17 protein-coding genes are annotated in these 19,010 nt (G+C 68.5%); 11 read left to right on the forward strand and 6 right to left on the reverse strand.

Features of this window, described 5'->3' with window-relative positions; genetic code table 11:
- Positions 1–38 precede the first annotated feature (38 nt).
- Positions 39–1,022, reverse strand: a complete 984-nt coding sequence (locus GGQ83_RS19285; RefSeq protein WP_184386629.1) for a Bug family tripartite tricarboxylate transporter substrate binding protein — start codon at positions 1,020–1,022, stop codon at positions 39–41.
- Between the two features lie 166 nt (positions 1,023–1,188).
- A complete protein-coding gene (locus GGQ83_RS19290; protein WP_260170946.1) occupies positions 1,189–1,863 on the reverse strand; it encodes a GntR family transcriptional regulator in 675 nt (224 codons plus the stop codon).
- 93 nt (positions 1,864–1,956) lie between these two features.
- Between GGQ83_RS19290 and GGQ83_RS19295 the strand changes: the two genes are divergently transcribed.
- The 5 genes from GGQ83_RS19295 to GGQ83_RS19315 are packed head-to-tail and all read left to right on the forward strand — an operon-like array spanning position 1,957 to position 6,990.
- The gene (locus GGQ83_RS19295) at positions 1,957–2,178 is read left to right on the forward strand and encodes a biotin/lipoyl-binding carrier protein (RefSeq protein WP_184386631.1); all 222 of its coding nucleotides are present in this window, start codon (positions 1,957–1,959) and stop codon (positions 2,176–2,178) included.
- Between the two features lies 1 nt (position 2,179).
- Positions 2,180–3,559, forward strand: a complete 1,380-nt coding sequence (locus tag GGQ83_RS19300) for an acetyl-CoA carboxylase biotin carboxylase subunit (protein ID WP_207017792.1) — start codon at positions 2,180–2,182, stop codon at positions 3,557–3,559.
- Between the two features lie 31 nt (positions 3,560–3,590).
- Complete coding sequence (locus tag GGQ83_RS19305; protein ID WP_184386633.1) at positions 3,591–5,192, forward strand: acyl-CoA carboxylase subunit beta; 1,602 nt, start codon at positions 3,591–3,593, stop codon at positions 5,190–5,192.
- A 29-nt stretch (positions 5,193–5,221) separates the two neighbouring features.
- Positions 5,222–6,190 carry a Bug family tripartite tricarboxylate transporter substrate binding protein gene (locus GGQ83_RS19310; RefSeq protein WP_184386634.1) on the forward strand — a complete coding sequence of 323 codons (969 nt, stop codon included), beginning with the start codon at positions 5,222–5,224 and terminating at the stop codon, positions 6,188–6,190.
- 50 nt (positions 6,191–6,240) lie between these two features.
- Complete coding sequence (locus tag GGQ83_RS19315; protein ID WP_184386635.1) at positions 6,241–6,990, forward strand: SDR family NAD(P)-dependent oxidoreductase; 750 nt, start codon at positions 6,241–6,243, stop codon at positions 6,988–6,990.
- 6 nt (positions 6,991–6,996) lie between these two features.
- On the opposite strand, the gene GGQ83_RS19320 is transcribed toward GGQ83_RS19315, so the two are convergent.
- Positions 6,997–8,631: a flavin-containing monooxygenase gene (locus GGQ83_RS19320; RefSeq protein WP_184386636.1), complete on the reverse strand. Its 1,635-nt coding sequence runs from the start codon at positions 8,629–8,631 to the stop codon at positions 6,997–6,999.
- A gap of 271 nt (positions 8,632–8,902) precedes the next feature.
- Here GGQ83_RS19320 and GGQ83_RS19325 point away from each other — a divergent pair, with 271 nt between their 5' ends.
- From GGQ83_RS19325 to GGQ83_RS19350, 6 genes are all read left to right on the forward strand, one after another.
- Positions 8,903–9,688, forward strand: a complete 786-nt coding sequence (locus GGQ83_RS19325; RefSeq protein WP_207017790.1) for an ABC transporter ATP-binding protein — start codon at positions 8,903–8,905, stop codon at positions 9,686–9,688.
- Complete coding sequence (locus tag GGQ83_RS19330; protein WP_184386637.1) at positions 9,678–10,382, forward strand: ABC transporter ATP-binding protein; 705 nt, start codon at positions 9,678–9,680, stop codon at positions 10,380–10,382. The genes GGQ83_RS19325 and GGQ83_RS19330 overlap by 11 nt, the downstream gene beginning before the upstream one ends.
- A gap of 3 nt (positions 10,383–10,385) precedes the next feature.
- Positions 10,386–11,258, forward strand: coding sequence for a branched-chain amino acid ABC transporter permease (locus GGQ83_RS19335; protein ID WP_184386638.1), 873 nt, complete (start codon positions 10,386–10,388; stop codon positions 11,256–11,258).
- 3 nt (positions 11,259–11,261) lie between these two features.
- Positions 11,262–12,278, forward strand: a complete 1,017-nt coding sequence (locus GGQ83_RS19340) for a branched-chain amino acid ABC transporter permease (protein ID WP_184386639.1) — start codon at positions 11,262–11,264, stop codon at positions 12,276–12,278.
- A gap of 33 nt (positions 12,279–12,311) precedes the next feature.
- Positions 12,312–13,532 carry an ABC transporter substrate-binding protein gene (locus tag GGQ83_RS19345; protein WP_184386640.1) on the forward strand — a complete coding sequence of 407 codons (1,221 nt, stop codon included), beginning with the start codon at positions 12,312–12,314 and terminating at the stop codon, positions 13,530–13,532.
- A 323-nt stretch (positions 13,533–13,855) separates the two neighbouring features.
- Entirely contained in the window at positions 13,856–16,213 is a 2,358-nt protein-coding gene (locus tag GGQ83_RS19350; protein WP_184386641.1) for an ATP-binding protein, read from the forward strand.
- 355 nt (positions 16,214–16,568) lie between these two features.
- Here the strand turns inward: GGQ83_RS19350 and GGQ83_RS19355 are convergent, their stop codons facing one another.
- The 3 genes from GGQ83_RS19355 to GGQ83_RS19365 form a co-directional block, all read right to left on the reverse strand.
- Positions 16,569–17,075, reverse strand: a complete 507-nt coding sequence (locus GGQ83_RS19355) for a HEPN domain-containing protein (RefSeq protein WP_184386642.1) — start codon at positions 17,073–17,075, stop codon at positions 16,569–16,571.
- On the reverse strand, positions 17,062–18,144 hold the full coding sequence (locus tag GGQ83_RS19360) for a DUF262 domain-containing protein (protein ID WP_184386643.1): 1,083 nt from the start codon (positions 18,142–18,144) through the stop codon (positions 17,062–17,064). The genes GGQ83_RS19355 and GGQ83_RS19360 overlap by 14 nt, the downstream gene beginning before the upstream one ends.
- A gap of 109 nt (positions 18,145–18,253) precedes the next feature.
- A complete protein-coding gene (locus GGQ83_RS19365) occupies positions 18,254–18,985 on the reverse strand; it encodes a recombinase family protein (RefSeq protein WP_242534779.1) in 732 nt (243 codons plus the stop codon).
- Positions 18,986–19,010: the final 25 nt, after the last annotated feature.

Below are 19,010 nucleotides of genomic sequence, written 5' to 3' on the forward strand. Positions count from 1 at the left end.
CGAAGCGGTGAATCGCCCTCTCGGCAAAGGCTGCCGCGCTACTCCGACCGCGCCCCCGCCGTCCGCACCAGCTCGGCCCAGAAGGGGATCTGCTGGCCCATGAATTCCGCGAACTCGGTGGGCGATCGCGAGGGCCAGGCCTGCAGCCCCTCGGTCGCGATGCGCGCCTGCACATCCGTGTCCGACACCGCCGCCACCGAGACCTCGAACAGCTTGTCACGGATCTCGTCGGGCAGGCCGGCGGGCGCGAAGAAGCCCCACCACCCCGCGACATCGAGGCTGGGCAGCCCCGCCTCCGCCGTGCCCGGCACGTCCGGGATGGCGCGCGAGGCCTCGCGGCTGGTCAGCGACAGGCCGCGCATCCGCTCCGTCCGGATGGCCGGCAGCAGCACCGGCGGCGTGCCCACCAGCAGCTCCACATCGCCCGCGAGTGCCGCGTGCAGCGAGGCGCCGCCGCCCCGGAAGGGCACATGCGTAAGCTGGATGCCGGCCAGCCGCGCCAGGGTGGCGCCGGCCAGGTGCCAGGGCGTGCCATTGCCCGGCGTGCCGAAATTCCACCGCCCCGGCTCGGCCCGCACCCGCTCGATGAGCTGCGCGAGGTTGCCGATGCCAAGCTGCGGGCGTGCCGCGATGATGCCTGTGAGGTCCGTCAGCCGGGTGATGGGCGTGAAGTCCCGCACCGGGTCGAAATTCACGGCGGCATAGAGCGCCGGGCTGATGGCCTGGGAGCCGCTGCCCCCCAGCAGGATGGTGTAGCCATCGGGCGCCGAGCGCGCGACATGCGTGGCCGCGATGGTGGCGGCAGCGCCGGGGCGGTTGTCCACCACGATCACCTGGTCCAGCGCGCGGCCCAGCATCTCCGCGAAGATGCGCGCCAGGAAATCGCCGGAGCCACCGGGCGGGAAGCCCACCACCAGGCGGATGGGCCGCGCGCGCGGCCAGGCGGCCTGGGCCTGCACGGCGGGGGCCGCGAGGGCGAGCCCAAGGGCGGGCAGCACGAATCTCCTGCGGGGCAGGCGCATGGTGTTCCTCCTGGTCGTTCTTGATCCGCCGGTCTGCGCCGGTGGTGCAGGGAGGTTCCCAGATGGCCAGGGTCGGCGCAACGAGTTGCTCGCACGCTTGGGACCCGCACCCCTTGTGGGGCATGGCTGAAATTTGTGATCAAGGAATTTTGGAAGGCGCCGCCTTTCAATCCGTCGCGGCAGGCACGCGCCGCCGGATGGCCTCCGCGTAGACGGCGATGTCGCGCTGGATGGCGAGCCGCGCCAGCGCCCCATCGCCCGAGGCGAGGCCGCGAATCACGTCATTGTGCGGGTGTTCCTCGGGGCGGTGCAGCAGGCGCATGCTCAGCAGCGCGAAGTTGAACGGCCCGCAGCGCAGCCAGAGATTTTCCACGATCTGCAGCAGCACCGGCATGCCGGCCATGGCGCAGAGGGTCAGGTGGAAGTATTCGTTCTCCCGCATCATCTCGGGGCGGCGGTCAGCGAGGCGCGCCTCGGTCATGCGGGCATGGATGGCGGACAGCCGGGCCACATCGGCCGGCGTCACGCGCTCGGCCGCGCGTTCGGCGGCCTTGCCCTCCAGTTCCATCCGCAGCTCGCACACCTCGCGCAGCCGCGCCTCGCAGAACAGCGGCACGCGGGCGGAGCGGTGGTCGAGCTGTTCCAGCGCATTCTCGCTGACCAGCCGCGCGATGGCCTCGCGCACCGGGGTCAGGCTCACGCCCAGTTCCTCGGCCAGTTGGCGCAGCTTCAGCTTCTCGCCGGGGCGGAAGCGGCTGCGCATCAGTTCCTGGCGCAACCATTGGTGCACGCGCCCCGCAACCCGTTCCGCGCTCGGCACCTCCGGTTCCCGCTCCGCCATCGTCACCCCTGCCGCCGATTCCTGGCCCCGGCGCACTTGACGCGCGGCGGGTCGGCATTTGTGATAACAAAACAGAAGCCCCGGAGGAAAGCCATGGCCGAAATCACCGTCGTCGCGGAACTGACCAGCGCCGTGTGGAAGATCGAGGCCGGCCCCGGTGCCCGCGTGAGCGAGGGCGACGCCATCATCATCCTCGAATCCATGAAGATGGAGATCCCCGTCCTGTCGCCGGCCGATGGCACCATCACCGCCATCCTGGTCGCGGAGGGGGACCAGATCGCGGAAGGGCAGGCGGTGGCCCGGATCGAGACCTGAGGTGATCGGCCCCGTCCTCATCGCGAACCGCGGCGAAATCGCCTGCCGCATCGCCGCCACCTGCCGCCGCCTGGGCGTGCCGACGGTCGCGGTGTTCTCGGACGCGGATGCCGAGGCGATGCATGTCGCCGCCGCCGACCGGGCCATCCGCATCGGCCCGCCGCGTCCGGCCGAGAGCTACCTGAACATCCCCGCCATCATCGCCGCCGCGCGCGAGGCGGGTGCCAGGGCGGTGCATCCCGGCTACGGCTTCCTGAGCGAGAACGCCGATTTCGCCGAGGCCTGCGCCGCGGCCGGGCTGGTCTTCATCGGCCCGCCCGCCTCGGCCATCCGCGCCATGGGCGGCAAGGCCGCGGCCAAGGCGGTGGCCCGCCGCGCGGGCGTGCCCCTGCTGCCCGGCCATGAGGGCGATGCCTCCGACGCCGAACTCGCTGAGGCCGCCCAGCGCATCGGCTACCCCGTCATGATCAAGGCGGTGGCGGGCGGCGGCGGCCGCGGGATGCGCCGCGCCGAGGACGCGGCGGGCTTCCCCGCGGCGCTGGCCGCCGCCCGGCGCGAGGCGGCCGCCTTCGGCGACAGCACCGTCATGCTGGAGAAGTTCGTCCCCCAGGCCCGCCACATCGAGATGCAGGTCTTCGCCGACCGCCACGGCAACGTGATCCATCTGGGCGAGCGCGACTGTTCGCCCCAGCGCCGGAACCAGAAGCTGATCGAGGAGGCGCCCGCCCCCGGCATGGACGCGGCCCTCCGCGCGGAGCTGGGCCGGCGCGCCACGGCCCTGGCGCGCGAGGTGGGCTATGTCGGCGCGGGCACGGTGGAGTTCGTGGCGGATGGCTCCCGCCCGCTGGGGCCGGACAGCATCTGGTTCATCGAGATGAACACCCGCCTGCAGGTGGAGCACCCGGTCACCGAGATGATCACGGGGCTGGACCTCGTGGAATGGCAGCTCCGCATCGCGGCCGGCGAGAGGCTGCCGCTGCGCCAGGAGGAGGTGCGCCTCACCGGCCACGCCATCGAGGCGCGCCTCTGCGCCGAGGACCCGGCGCGCAACTTCCTGCCCTCGCCCGGACATATCGCGGCGCTGGACCTGCCCGAGCCCATCGAGGGGCTGCGGGTGGATGCCGGCGTGCGCGCGGGCGACACGCTGACCCCTTTCTACGACCCGATGATCGCGAAGCTCATCATCCATGCGCCCAACCGTGCGGCGGCCCTGGCGCGGCTGGCCGAGGCGCTGGATGCCTGCCGTGCCGAGGGCATCCGCCTCAACGCCGCCTTCCTCGCGGGCCTGCTGCGAAGCCCGGAGATGCGGGCGGGCGGCGTGGACACGCATTTCCTCGAAGCCTTCCGCCAGCGCGGCCTCGCCGTGCCCACCCCCGCCTGACCCCCCCCGCCTGACCTTGGGAAGACGCCACATGTCCGCATCGCCCCCGCCCGAGACCCCCGCCACGCCCAAGCCCGGCCTCTGGCAGCCCGAGCTGGACGAGCTGCGCCTGCGCGAAGCCCACGCCAGGCGCATGGGCGGCGAGGCCAAGGTGCGCCGCCAGCACGACGCCGGGCGCCTGACCGTGCGCGAGCGCATCGGGAAGCTGGCCGACCCCGGCTCCTTCCACGAGGTCGGCGCCATCGCGGGCAAGGCGGAATACGACGCGCAGGGCCGCCTGCTGGAGCTGACGCCCTCCAACTGCGTCTGGGGCCGCGCCACTCTCGACGGGCGGCGCGTGGTGCTGGTGGGCGACGACTTCACCGTGCGCGGCGGCAGCGCCGACGCCACCATCCGCGAAAAGCCCCTGATGGCCGAGCGCATGGCGCATGAGTTCCGCATGCCCATCGTGCGTGTCATCGAGGGCTCGGGCGGTGGCGGCTCGGTCAAGACGATCGAGACGACGGGCCGCGCCAACCTGCCCGGCGGCGTCGGCGGCACGGGGCTGTTCCACTACACCACGCTGAACCTCTCGGCGGTGCCAGTGGTGGGGCTGGGCCTCGGCTCGGTCGCTGGGCTGGGGGCGGCGCGCCTCGCCTCCACCCATTACTCGGTGATGACCAAGAGTTCCGCCATGTTCGTGGCCGGCCCGCCCGTGGTCTCGCGCCTCGGCGCCCCCGTCACCAAGGAGGAGCTGGGCGGCTGGGAGACGCAGTGCAAGGCCGGCGCCGTGGACCACGCCGTGGACACGGAGGAGGAAGCCTTCGAATGCGCCCGGCGCTTCCTCTCCTATTTGCCCTCCTCGGTGCATGAGGTCTCGCCCGTGCTGCCCTGCGAGGACGACCCCGGGCGGCGCGACGAGGCGCTCATGAACGCCATCCCGCGCGAGCGGCGGCGGGTCTACCAGATGCGCCCCATCATCGAGCGCGTGGTGGACAAGGGCTCCTTCTTCGAGATGGGGAAGATGTTCGGCCGTTCGCTCATCACGGGCCTCGCCAGGCTGGACGGGCGGGCGGTCGCGGTGATGGCGAGCGACCCGTTCTTCTACGGCGGCTCCTGGACCGCCGACACCTGCCAGAAGGTGGTGCGCTTCATAGATCTCGCCGAGACCTTCCATCTGCCCGTGGTCTACCTGATGGACTGCCCAGGCTTCATGGTGGGGCTGGAGGCCGAGCGCAGCGCCACCATCCGCCACGGCGTGCGCGCCATGGCGGCGATGAACCAGGCTACCATCCCCTGGTGCACCATCGTCATCCGCAACGCCTTCGGTGTGGCGGGGGCGGCGCACCAGCCGGCGGGGCGGCTTTCGCTGCGCTATGCCTGGCTCTCGGCACGCTGGGGCTCGCTGCCGCTGGAGGGGGGCATCGAGGCCGCCTACCGCGCCGAGCTGGACGCGGCGGAAGACCCGGCCGCCAAGCTCGCGGAGATCGAGGACCGGCTGAACCTCCTCCGCTCGCCCTTCCGCACGGCCGAGACCTTCTGGGTCGAGGAGATCATAGACCCGCGCGAGACACGGCCCCTGCTGTGCGACTTCGCGCGCATGGCGGACCCGCTGCGCCAGCCCACACCGTCGAGACTGCAAATGCGACCCTGAACGGGCGCGAACCAAGGGAGGAAAAGACAATGATCAGACGCAGCATCCTGGGCGGCCTCGCCGTCCTGCTGGCGGGGGCGGGGCTTGCCCAGGCCCAGGCGCCCTTCGACAGGCCCACCCGCGTCGTGGTGGGTTTCGCGGCCGGCGGCACGACCGACATCACCGCCCGCGTGGTGGCCGAGGGTGCCGCCGCCGAACTCGGCCATCGCGCGGTGGTGGACATCCGCACCGGCGGCAGCGGTTTCATCGCGGCCGAATACGTGGTCCGCAGCCGCCCCGATGGCGCCACCGTGCTGCTCTGCCCCATGGGGCCCATGACCATCAGCCCCGAACTGCCGGGCATGAACCTGCCGATTGATGTGGGGCGGGACCTGGTGCCGGTCGCGAATGTGGCGCGCTCCTCCTATGTGGTGGTGACGGGGGCCAACAGCCCCTATCGCACGCTGGAGGAACTCATCGCGGCGGCCCGCGCCCGTCCCGGCGCGCTGACCTATGCCAGCGCGGGCTATGGCGCCGCGCAGCATCTCTCGGGCGAGCGGCTGAAGCGCATGGCGGGCATTGACCTGCTGCACGTCCCCTACCGGGGTGCCGCGCTGGCGGCGGTGGACGTGATCGCCGGCCGGGCGGATTTGCTGATCACCAACCTCGGCGACGTGATGGGCCAGATCAAGGGCGGGCAGCTGCGCCTGCTGGCCATGGGCGACCGCCAGGGCTGGCCCGACTTCCCCGACGCGCCCCGCCTGCCGGACATCGTGCCAGGCCTGGAGGTGATCGGCTGGTTCGGCATCTGCGGCCCCCGCGGCATGCCCGAGGAGGCGATCGGCCGCTGGGCCGCGGCGATCCGGGCCGGGCTGGAGGTGCCGCTGCTGCGGCAGCGCCTCCTCGACAGCGGGCTTGCGCCCAATTTCGAGGATCCCGCGACCTTCGCGCGCACCATCGCCCGCGACCGCGCCGACTGGGGCGAGGTGATCCGCGCCGCCGGCATCCGGGTGGAATAGCGGCCCGCCATCATGCTGCAATGATGGCCAGGCAAGGGAGGGCGCGGGCGATGCTGCTGCGGGGCAAGGTGGCGCTGGTCACGGGCGGGGCGTCGGGCATCGGGCGTGCCACCGCGCTGCGCATGGCCGAGGAGGGCGCCCGCGTGCTGGTCGCCGACCGTGACGGCGAAGGGGCCGCGCGCGTGGCCGAGACCATCCGCCAGGCTGGCGGCGAGGCGCACGGCCAGGCCTGCGATGTGACGGTGGAGGCCGAGGTCGCCGGCATGGTGCGCGCGGCATGCGACGCCTGGGGGCGCCTGGACTGCGCCTTCAACAATGCGGGCGTGGCGCCGGCCGAGGCGCTGCCGCTCGCGGAGATCCCGCCCGAGGAATGGTCGCGCGTGCTGGGCGTGAACCTGACCGGGGTGTTCCTCTGCCTGCGCCACCAGATCCCGGCCATGGCGGCGGGGGGCGGTGGCGCCATCGTCAACACCGCCTCCATCGCCGGGCGCATCGCTCTGCCCAAGGCCGGCGCCTATGTGGCCGCCAAGCACGCCGTGATCGGGCTGACGCGAAGTGCGGCGCTGGACCATGCGGGGCAGGGGGTGCGGGTGAACGCCATCTGCCCCGGCTATGTGGAGACGCCGCTCGCCAGCCGCAGCATCGAGCGGCGGCGCGAGGCCATTCTCGCCCGCGTGCCACTGGGCCGCATCGGCACGGTGGAGGAGATCGCGGATGCGGTGGTGTGGCTGCTGTCCGACCGCGCGGGCTTCGTCACCGGCGAGGCGCTGGCGGCGGATGGCGGCCACACGTCGAACTGATCCCGGTTATTCGGCGGCCACTGCCCGCGCACCCGCCGTGAGCGTGAAGCCCGGATAGCCTTCCGCCGCGATGGCGTCGCAGCGTTCGCGATAGGTGCCCACACCGCCCACATAGGGCATGAAGAGCTGCGGCTTGCCCGGGATGTTGGCGCCCATGTACCAGGAATTGGCCTGCGGATAGAGGGTGCGGTGCGCCACCTCGTTCACATGCGCGACCCAGGCCTCCTGCGCCTCGGCGGTGGGTTCCACGCGGGTGAGGCCCCGCGCCTGCATCCGCGCCAGCAGCTCCGTCACCCAGTCCACATGCTGCTCGATGGAGACGATCATGTTGGACAGCACCGACGGGCTGCCCGGCCCCGTGATCATGAACATGTTGGGGAAGCCCGCCACCATCAGCCCCAGATGCGCGCGCGGCCCATCGGCCCAGAGCTGCCGCAAGGACAGCCCGCCCGCCCCGCGCAGATCCATGGCGAGGATGGTGCCCGTCATCGCGTCGAAGCCCGTGGCGCAGACCAGCGTGTCGAACTCGTGCAGGCCGGAGGCTGTGCGGATGCCGCCCTCCGTCACCTCCTCGATCGGGTCCTGGCGGAGGTTCACGAGCTTCACGTTCGCGCGGTTGAAGGTCTCGTAGTAGCGCGTGTCCACGCAGATGCGCTTGGTGCCGATGGGGTGGTTGGTGGGCGCCAGCGCCTCGGCCACCGCGGGGTCCTGCACCATGGAGCGGATCTTGCGGCGGACGAATTCGGCGGCGGTGTCGTTGGCGTCCTTGTTCAGCAGCAGGTCGCTGAAGGACGCCATGAAGGCGGTGCCGCCGGCCTGCCAGCGGCGTTCGTATTCGGCCTCGCGCTCGGCCTCGCTCACCTCCAGCGCGGATTTCGGGTTGAGTTCGTAGAGGATGCCCGTCCGCATCTTCCGCGCCGCCGCCCGTCGCGCCGCGTAGTCCTGCTTCCAGGATTGTTCGTAGGGCTCATCCATCGGCGCGTTGCGCGACGGGATGGAGAAATTGGGCGTGCGCTGGAACACCGTCAGCCGCGCCGCCTGCTCCGCGATCACGGGGATAGCCTGGATGGCGGAAGACCCCGTGCCGATCACCCCCACGCGCTGCCCGGTGAAGTCCACGCCCTCATGCGGCCATTGCCCGGTGTGCAGCACGCGGCCGGCGAAGCGCCCGATGCCCGGGATGTCCGGCAGGCGGGCGGAGGAGAGGCAGCCCGTTGCCAGCACCAGGTGCCGTGCGGTGATGTCCTGGCCGAGATCTGTGGCCACGCGCCATTCGCCCGCATCCTCGTCCCAGCGCGCGCCGGTGACGCGCGTCTCGAAGCTGATGTCGCGCCGCAGATCCAGCGCATCGGCCACATGGTTCGCATAGCGCAGGATTTCGGGCTGTGCGGCGAAGCGCTCGGACCAGCGCCAGCCCTGCTGCAATTCGTCGAGGAAGGAGTAGGAATACTGCATGCTCTCCACGTCGCAGCGCGCGCCGGGATAGCGGTTCCAGTACCAGGTGCCACCGACGCCCGCGCCGGCCTCCACCACATGCGCGGACAGGCCGAGGCCACGCAGCCGGTGCAGCATGTACATGCCGCCGAAGCCGGCACCCACGACGAGCACGTCGAGGTGCCCAGGCAGGGTCACTTTGGACATGGTTTTCTCCCTCTTGCCATGAGCCTATTGGGCTTCCCGTCGCCACTTCAATGCGTTTGCGGTGCAGTCTTGCTTTGCGGGATGAGGGGTGGATTTTGGAACGCCCGCCACGCCGCGCGATCCCCTCCAAATTCATGCTTGCTTTGCGCCGCGAACCTCGTCGCTAATGGTTGCGGCATCGGTGCATCAGAAGCGCCGGGTCGTGGAGGAATGATGGGGTCCAGGGGGGAGTCCGCGCGGCGAGAGCCTGCGCGCGCGAAGGGTGCGGCGCGTGGCGCTGCTTGAGGTCCGTGACATCGTGGTGCGCTTCGGTGGCGTCACCGCCGTGGGCGGCGTCTCCTTCGACGTGAATGAGCGGCAGATCTGCGGCCTCATCGGCCCCAATGGCGCGGGCAAGACCACGCTGTTCAACGTGATCAGCGGCATCTACCGCCCGCAGGAAGGCAGCGTGCGCTTCGCGGGCACCGTCACCACGGGCCAGCCGCGCCACCGCATGGCGCCGTTGGGGCTGGGGCGGACGTTCCAGAACCTCGCTCTGTTCAAGTCCATGACGGTGCGGGAGAACATCCTGGCCGGCGCGCATTCGGCCGGTGGCGCGGGCTTCCTGGCCAACGCGCTGCGCCTGCCGCGCGCGCGGGCCGAGGAGGCCGCGGCCGCGCGGCGGGCGCGCGAACTCATCCATTTGCTGCAACTCGACGCCGTGGCCGACAAGCCCGTGGTGGACCTGCCCTTCGGCACGCAGAAGCGCGTGGAGATGGCGCGCGCGCTGATCAGCCAGCCCAAGCTGCTGCTGCTCGACGAACCCGCGGGCGGGCTGAACCATGGCGAGGTGGATGAGCTGGCCGAGCTGTTCCAGCATGTCCGCCGCAGCTTCGACCTGGCCATCCTGCTGGTCGAGCATCACATGTCGCTGGTGATGCGCGTCTCCGACAAGGTGGTGGCGCTCGATTTCGGCAAGAAGATCGCCGACGGCACGCCGGACGAGGTGCGCTCCAGCCCCGAGGTGATCCGCGCCTATCTGGGCGATGGCCATGCGGAGGCCGTCCATGCTGCTTGAAGTGAGCGGCCTGCGCGCGGGCTATGGCCCCACCCATGTGCTGCACGGCCTCGACTTCGCGGTGGAGGAGGGGGGTGTCACCACCCTGCTCGGCGCCAATGGCGCGGGCAAGACCACCACGCTGCGCGCCGTCTGCGGCATGGTCCGTGCGGAGGGCGAGGTGAGCCTGGCCGGCCAGCGCATCACCGGCCTCGCCACCGAGGACATCGCGCGGCGAGGTGTCGCACATGTGCCCGATGGCCGCGGCACCTTCATGGAGCTGACGGTCGAGGAGAATTTCCGGCTCGGCGCCTATACCCGCCGCGACGCCGAGGTGCAGCGCGACTTCGAGCGCATGTGGGAGTGGTTCCCGCGCCTGAAGCAGCGTTGGAAGCAGCAGGCCGGCACGCTTTCGGGCGGTGAGCAGCAGATGCTGGCCATCGCGCGCGCGCTGCTGCTACGGCCCAAACTCCTGTTGCTCGATGAACCCTCCTTCGGCCTCGCGCCGCTCATCGTGCAGGACATCTTCGGCATCCTCCGTCGCATCCGCGCCGAGAGCGGCGTGGGCATCCTGCTGGTGGAACAGAACGCGAACCTCGCTTTGGAACTCGCCGACCGCGCCTACCTGCTGGAGACGGGGCGCATCGTCATGTCCGGCCCCGCCGCCGAAATCCGGCAGGACGAGGCCATCCGCCGTTCCTATCTGGGATACTGACCCATGGATGCGTTTCTTCTCCAGCTCGCCGCCGGCATCGCCACGGGGGGCATCTATGCCTCGGTGGCGCTGGCCATCGTCATGATCTACCAGGCGACGCACCATGTGAACTTCGCCCAGGGCGAGATGGCGACGCTTTCCACCTTCATCGCGCTCACCTTCATCCAGGCGGGGTTTCCCTATTGGGTGGCGTTCGGGGCCACGCTCGCCGTCTCCTTCGTCATGGGCGCGCTGGTGGAACGCCTCATCATGCGGCCCGTGCAGCACGCGCCCATCCTGACGCATGTGGGCGTCTATATCGGCATGCTGCTCATCATCGGGAATCTGACCGGCTGGGTGTTCGGCTACACCACGAAGGTGTTCCCCTCGCCCTTCGAGGGGGGCGGACCGATGTTCGGCGGGCTGCTCTCCGCGCATCAGTTGGGCAGCGTGGGCGTGACGCTCGGCGTGCTGGTTCTGGTCTATCTCTTCTTCACCAAGACATCGCTGGGGCTGGCCATGCGCGCGGCCGCCTACAACCCGCGCTCGGCGCGGCTGGTGGGCATCCGGGTGGATGTGATGCTCGCACTTGGCTGGGGCCTGGCGGCGGCCATCGGCTCGGTGGCGGGGATGATGGTGGCGCCCATCGTCTTCCTCGACCCGAACATGATGCTGGGCATCCTGCTCTACGCCTTCGCGGGCGCCTTGCTGGGCGGCATTGACAACCCGCCGGGCGCGGTCGCGGGCGGGTTCCTGGTGGGCGTGCTGGAAAACCTGGCCGGTGCCTACATCGTGGGGACCGAGCTCAAGCTCTCCGTGGCCCTCATCATCATCATCGGCGTGCTGGTGCTGAAGCCCTCCGGGCTCTTCGGCCGCGTCGTCTTCTCGAGGGTATGAGAGATGAGCGCGATCCAGGACACGCCGACCCTCGCCGCCGCCGCCCCCCGCGCCAGCATCGCAAGACGCAGCGTGTGGCTGGCGCTGGGGCTGGCCGCCGCACTCGCGCCGCTCTGGCTGCTGGAAAGCTTCCACCTGTTCCAGCTGACCATGGCCGTCATCATGTCGCTGGCCGTGCTGGGGCTGAACATCGTCACCGGCTACAACGGGCAGATCTCGCTGGGGCATGGCGCCTTCTTCGCCATCGGCGCCTATGTCACCGCCATATTGATGGCGCAGGCCGACTGGTCCTTCTACGCGACCCTGCCCTTCGCGGCGGCCGTCTGCGGCATGGTGGGCTATGCGGTGGGGCTGCCGGCGCTGCGGCTGGGCGGGCTGTACCTGGCGCTCGTCACCTTCTCGCTGGCGGTCGCCGTGCCGCAGCTGCTGAAGCACCGCGCGCTGGAAGGCTGGACGGGCGGCGTGCAGGGCCTGTTCCTGATGAAGCCCGAACCGCCCGCCTGGCTCACCGCGCGCGTGGCCATCACGCCCGACCAGTTCATGTACCTGGTGGCGCTGGTGGTGGCGGCCCTCTGCTACCTGCTGGCCTGGAACCTCATCCGCGGGCGCATCGGCCGCGCGCTGATGGCGACGCGTGACCACCCCACCGCCGCCGAGGCCATGGGCATGGACATCGCCGCGCTGAAGACCCGCGCCTTCGCGGTGAGCGCCATGATCACGGGCGTGGCCGGCGCGCTCTCGGCCGCCGCGGTGGAGTTCGTGGCCCCCGACAGCTTCACCTTCCTGCTTTCCATCTCGCTGTTTGTCGGGATGGTGGTGGGGGGCGTGGCGTCCATCCTGGGCTCGGTCTTCGGCGGGCTTTTCGTGCTCTTCGTGCCCAACATCGCGGAGAGCATCAGCCGTGCCGCACCGGGCGTGATCTACGGCATCATTCTCATCGTGTTTCTGTTCGTCCTGCCGGATGGGGTCGCGGGGCTGGTGCGCCGCGTCCTCGCCCGGCTGGGCGGGCGTGCTTCCTGAAAAATCACAACAAGAGACGAGAGGAACACATCCATGACCACCACCCGCCGCCTTCTCCTCGCCGGCAGCGCCGGCGCCATCGCCGCCCCCTTGGCCGCCCCGCGGATCGCCGCCGCGCAGGAAGCGCCCGGCGTCACGGCGACCGAGATCCACATCGGCAGCACCAATGCGCTGTCCGGCCCTGCCTCCTCCTATTCCGTGATCTCGCGCTGCCTGGAGGGCATGTTCCGCCGGCTGAACGACGAGGGCGGCGTGGGCGGGCGCCGCGTGCGCTTCACCGTCTATGATGACGGCTACCAGCCGCCGCGCACGCTGGAACAGACCCGCCGCCTGGTCGAGCGTGACCGCGTGGCCTTCCTGTTCAACCAGCTCGGCACGCCCACCAACAACGCCGTGCACCGCTATGTGAACCAGCGCCGCGTGCCGCATCTGTTCCTGGCGACCGGCGCCGACAAATGGGCCAACCCGCGCGAATTCCCCTACACCATGGGCTGGCAGCCCAGCTATCGCGTCGAGGCGCAGATCTACACCAAGCACGTGCTGGAACAGCGGCCCAACGCGAAGATTGCGCTGCTCTACCAGAACGATGATTTCGGGCGCGACTACCTGCACGGCGTGCAGGACGTGCTGGGCGACCGCTTCCGCGCCATGGTCGTCACCGCCACCAACGAGGCGACGGACCCCACCATCGACAGCCAGATCGTCCAGCTCCAGGCCACGGGGGCGGATGTGCTGATCTGCGGCGTGATCCCGCGCTTCGCCGCACAGGCCATCCGGCGCGTGCATGACATCGGCTGGCGGCCGATGATGTTCATGACCAATGTCTCGGTCTCGGTGGGCGTGGTGATGCAGCCGGCCGGGGTAGAGAAGGGGGTGGGCCTCATCACCTCCGACTACCGCAAGGACCAGTCCGACCCCGCCTGGGCCAACGACCCCGGCATGAACGAATGGCGCCAGTTCATGCAGCGCTACATCCCCGATGGCGACCTCGGCGACAACAACTACACCTATGGCTATGGCGTGGGCGCCACCATGATCCAGGTGCTGCGCCAATGCGGCAACGACTTCAGCCGCGAGAACGTGATGAACCAGGCCCGCAACATCCGCCCCATGCAGCTCGCCACCCTGTTGCCGGGCGTCATGGTGCAGAGCCAGCCCGACAACTACAACGTGATCCGTCAGATGCAGCTGCAGCGCTGGAATGGCAGCAGTTGGGAACGCTTCGGCAATGTGATCGAGGGCGCGGGAAGCTGAGGCGCTGGGGCGCGACCAACCCTCGCCGTGGGGGGGGGCGGCATCGCCGCCCTCGGCGCCCAAGTAGACGAAGAACGTAATTTTCGGATAAGGTGATTTTATCGCTGGTTGAGGTGATCGTTGCCACCCCGGCCGTTGGGCGAGGTGACGGCATGGCCGGCGCGGGCGCTGTTCCAGCAGCGCCGTGCGGACCCTGGTGCCTGTCAGCCACCCGGAGAGGATGCGTTGCGACGATTTCCCGGAACCGCCATCGCCGACCCAGGGCCGAGCTTGCAAGACATGTCCCGCCGCAACGCCGAGAACCAGCTGAACGGAGCGGTTCGGTGACGAACTCCCTCATCTCCGGGGAATGGGCCGAGGCGGGCATCGGCGACAGCGAGCTGCTCGACCTGGCCGGTATCGGCGCCTGGCGCGCGAACCTGGAGGATGGTTCCCTCCATTGGTCCCGGCGGACGCGCGAACTGCACGAGGTGGAGGAAGGCTACATCCCCAGGCTCGATGCGGGACTTCACTTCTATCCCGAGGCCGCGCAGATCGTCTTGCGCGAGGCGCTGGAACTGTCCTTCCGCGACGGCTCGCCCTGGGATCTCGACCTTCCCTTCGTCACGGCGCGCGGGCGCGCGCGCACGGTGCGCGTGCGGGGCCGCGCGGCGCGCGACACGTCCGGCCGGCGCCTGCTCTTCGGCATCATCGAGGACATCACGGAGCTCGCCGCGCGCCGCGCCGAACATGCGCGCCTCGCGCTGGTCGTGCAGCAGATGACGACGCCCGTCATCATCACGGATGCGGCGGGACGCATCGAATGGGTGAACGAGGCCTTCGTGCGTGTCACGGGCTACAGCCGCCCCGAGCTGCTGGGCCGCAGCCCCGGCTCCGTGCTGCGTGGACCGGGCACCGACCCGGCCACGGCGGCGCTGATGCGCGAGGCCGTCCGCGCGGGCGAGGGGTTTCATGTCTCGATCGTGAACCACCGCAAGGATGGCAGCCCCTTCTGGGTCGAGGTCGAGGCGAGCCCCATGCGGGCCGCGGACGGCACGCTCACCGGCTTCATCGCGGTGGAGACCGACATCACGGCCCGCCGCCACGCGGAGGAGGAGGCGCAGGCCGAGATCGCCCGTCGCGGCGCGGTGGAGACATTGCTGCGCGAGATCATCAACACGCTCCCCTCCGGCCTCTATGTGTGCGACCCGCAGGAGCGCATCTTCCTCTGGAACGAGGCCTACCTCGCCTTGTTCCCGCGCCTCGCCCCGGCGCTGCGGGCCGGCACCACGCTTGAGGGGTTGATCAGGGCCGGGGTGGCCAGTGACTCCTATGTCCATGCGTCCGGCCCGCTGACGCCCGAGAACGAGCACTGGATCGCGGACCTGCTGCAACGCATCCGCTCGGCTGGGCCCGACAGCCCGAGCCGTGAGGTCCCGCTGACCGGCGGGCGCTGGGCGCACGCGTTGGAGCGCCGCACGCGCGCGGGCCATATCGTGAGCCTGCGCACCGACATCACGGCGCTCAAGGACGCCATGGCGGAGGTGGAGGCGGCGGCCGAGGCCAAGAGCATGTTCCTCGCGCGGATGTCGCACGAGCTGCGGACGCCGCTGAATGCCATCCTGGGCTTCGCGGAACTGCTGCTCTCCGGCAGCGCGCCCGCCGCCGCGCAATATGACCAGCTTCGCCTGCTGCACGAGGCCGGGATGCATCTGCGCGACCTGGTGAACCGGCTGCTGGACCTCGCCAAGATCAACGCCGGCAAGCTGGAGCTGGAGCCGGCGCCCATCGCGCTCGGCCCGCTGCTGGAAGGCTGCCTCGGCCTGCTGGGCCCGGAGGCCAGCCGCAAGGCCATCGCGTTGCGGCTCGACACCGCGCCGGGCCTGCCCGAGGCCGTCGAGGCGGACGCGACGCGGCTGCGGCAGATGCTGCTGAACCTTCTCTCCAACGCCGTGAAGTTCACGCCGCAGGGCGGGCACGTCACCATGCGCGTCGCGGCGCAGGCCGGCGGCATGGTCCGCATCGAGGTGGAGGACAGCGGCCCGGGCGTGCCCGAGGAAAAGCGCGACTGGCTGTTCCAGGACTTCACCCAGCTTGGACGGACGGGCGATTCGGAAAGCTCCGGCACGGGCCTCGGCCTCGCCATCACGGCGCGCCTCGCGGAGCTGATGCGCGGGCGTGTCGGCGTGGAAAGCGTACCTGGCCAGGGCGCCACCTTCTGGCTCGAACTGCCGCTGGAGCCCGCGCGCCTGCCGGTGGACGCGCCCGGCGCGCGGGGCGCGGCCCCCGCCTTGCCGCCGCTGCGCCTGCTGGTCGCCGATGACATCGCGCCCAACCGCATCCTCATGCGCGCGCTGCTCAGCGCCGCGGGTCATCAGGTGAGCCTCGCCACCAATGGCGCGGAGGCCCTGGCGCAGGTGGAGGCTGGCCAGTTCGACGCGGTGCTGATGGATGTGCGGATGCCCGGGATGGACGGGCTGGAGGCGACGCGCCGCATCCGCGCGCTGCCGCCGCCCTTGAACCGCACGCCGGTGATCGCCGTGACTGCCTCGGCGATGTCCGAGGAAGTCGAGGAGTGCCGCGCCGCCGGCATGGACGCGCATATCGCGAAGCCGGTGGACCGCGAGGCGCTCTTCGCCATGCTGCGGCGCCTGCGGCGCCTGCGGCCGCTCGCGCCGGAGCCGGAGCCTGGGCGCGGCTAGCCCAGCCCTGTCGGGTGCGATGTGGTGCGGGGCGTTTGTCGCAAGGTGGCGCCGGACGCACAGGTGCTGCGTGGCGCAGCTGCACCGTACCCCGTCGCGGTGGGGGAAGATGTTCACAGGTCCGGTGTGGAAAGGGGAACTGGCGGAGGGGATGGGACACTCCCCACCCTCCACCACCGCCAGCAAAATCAACGGCTTGATAGCACCACTACACTCAAGCGTAGAGCCGTTGTGTAGTGCCGGCAAGTTCCAGAGCAAAGGATCATACGATCCCTTATCGCCAGATATTGTCGCCACGGACCGCAGAGCTAGCTAAGTGCTGGAGCCGCTGGTTGGTCTCGGGTGCGCGCGGTAGTCAGCAGAAAGCGTCGTCGAAGGTGAGCAGCACCCACTTGGCAAGGCGGTGGGTCTTTAGCGCTTCCTCAACAGTCGTGTGTCTAACGCCAGCATGAGCAAAATCGTGACGCCAATTCAGTAACTGTTCGTATGCAGCAGTGAAGTCTTTACCAACATAATTCTGCAATTTCTTCTTTCGTTTGTTCATCAACACGCCGAATTTAGTATGTGTGGTATTATCAAAGGTTCTGGCATATTTATACAAATCGCTAACGCTGATCCTACTATTCAACTTTCTAAAGTGATTTTGAGTAAATAAGTGGAACTGCGCGTGATGTCGTCCCGCGAACCCCATCAGTGTCTCTTTGACGCAAGATTCGTAGGTCGCAACAATCGAGACAACCAGTAGGCCCGCAAGGTCGGCTCTAAACTGAATAGACCTAGCATCAAGGGGAACGAAGCTGTTGATTTCCTGAGCCAGCGCGTCAATCCGATCTAAAATTGGAGCAATATCAGACCGCGCCATTGGTCAAAACTTCACGAGCGATACGGAGACGATCCTTAAGAACTAACGTGTCAGTCGTGGCGCCTGTAGTTACCTTTAAGAATGCGTTGTCTGCGAGTAGGATAGGATAACGGGCCTTCAGAGCGGCACTGTCAATCTGCGGACTTTCTAGAAGCGAAATCATCACGGCCTCAAGGACCGCTGCATTGATAACCCCACGTGGGCGGAATGGACGATTGAGGCTGCCTGCGACTAGCGCGGTGACAGCCTGGAACCGTGTGGTGAATCGCTTGGCCTGCTCCGAAGAGAAATCCCGCTCACGATCCATGAACCGGTTAAGATACCGGAGCATAGGCTTTTCGTATTCGGACCATACTTCAAAAAGTGCGAAGAGCCTGAGAAGTAATTCTATGTCCTTTTGATTTTTGTCAGGCAGCGTCTGCCCCAGAATGCTGCGCCAATTCGGGTTCTCGTTCAAGGCAGTGAGTTTGGAGACGATGGACCCCCTATAGACGGCGTTTCTAATCTCCTGAGGCTTCAGTTGAGTTCCGCCGGTGTTTAGGCGCTCAAATATATGGAACACACTATCGTTACGTAGGCTTGGCTTAAGTTGCTTGATATTTATGGCCCGAAGCGTCGAGTTGCGAAACCGCCGTTGATCTTTGGCAGGTAAATCCGCAAACGTCTTTCCGTTGAACTCTGACCGCTCCGCCAGGCCCTTTAATTTGAAAACCTGACGTTTGCCCTTGGCATCTACGTCACCAAAATATCCCTCCATGAAATACTTCACTGACATAAGTCGTTGCTGGCCATCTATTACCTCCAGCTGGTCGTCTGAGTTCACATAAAGGAAAATCTGTGGAACCGGCAGGCCCATCAAAAATGATTCGATAAGTTTAGACGCCTGCTCGATCTTCCATACAAATTTTCGTTGGTAGAACGGGATGATTATGTCTTGCCGTTCGATCTGTTGAGCCAGCAATTCAAGGCTTGGATCGGATGGCGAAACGGAAATGTCAAATTCAACGTATGGAACCTCATCCACCTCGTCTTCTGTGGTGAGTTCTTCAGGGTCGTCGGGATTGGTCATTGGATTCTCGCCGCCAGGTATCGTGGGCCAAACGCTTGCACTGCCTTGACCGTAGCATTGCCCTGAAGGCGCACAAGCACGTCAGTGCTCTCTCACCAACTCTATGTTTTCAGGGTTGCGCCAATTTCTCTAGCACCCGCGACACCTGAACCGCCGACCACGTGCCGCCCCGCGGAGCCGGGATGTTGCGGGCGTTAAGGCCGGAGGCCAGATCGCGCAGGGACGCTGTGCCAGAGGCCCTAATTTCGGCGATGATCCCAGAGAGGTCCGCGCCCCTCTGACGGGCCTTAGCGGCCCGCGAAGCCGCGCTGGCGGCCCTGCCCTTGTTTGCCACACGAGAGAGGTCTCCAGCGCCCTCTCGGCGCCCCCCGAGGGCCACGCCGCGGGCCTTCGCAGCCGCCAGCGCCGCCTTGGTGCGTGCCGAAATCATTGCGGCCTCTAATTCGGCCACGGCCGCCATCTGCGTGACCATGAACTTTCCGACCGCGCCCGGTGGGATGGAGGGGAGGTCGCAGAAGACCACGCCCTCATCCCCTGTGCCCTCCACCACGGACAGCAGGAAGCGAGTGTTGCGCGCGAGCCGGTCCAGCTTGGCGACGACCAACGTAGCGCCCTGGAGCCGGCAGGCGGCGAGGGCCTTAGCTAGCTCGGGCCGATCCGCACGCTTGCCGGACTCTACCTCCGTGAACTCCTGGACCGGGGGCCAGCCTTTGCCGGCAAGGTACGCCCCAACGGCCTCCCGCTGCGCGTCCAGGCCGAGACCGCTCCGACCCTGCCGCTCCGTGGAGACCCGGTAGTAGGCCACCCATTTCCGCCCAGTCGCCATCTGCATCCGCTCCATTACATTTATAGCAACGCTCGTTGAC

Origin of the sequence: Roseococcus suduntuyensis, from assembly GCF_014196305.1 — a bacterium.
In the GTDB taxonomy this organism is placed as follows: domain Bacteria; phylum Pseudomonadota; class Alphaproteobacteria; order Acetobacterales; family Acetobacteraceae; genus Roseococcus; species Roseococcus suduntuyensis.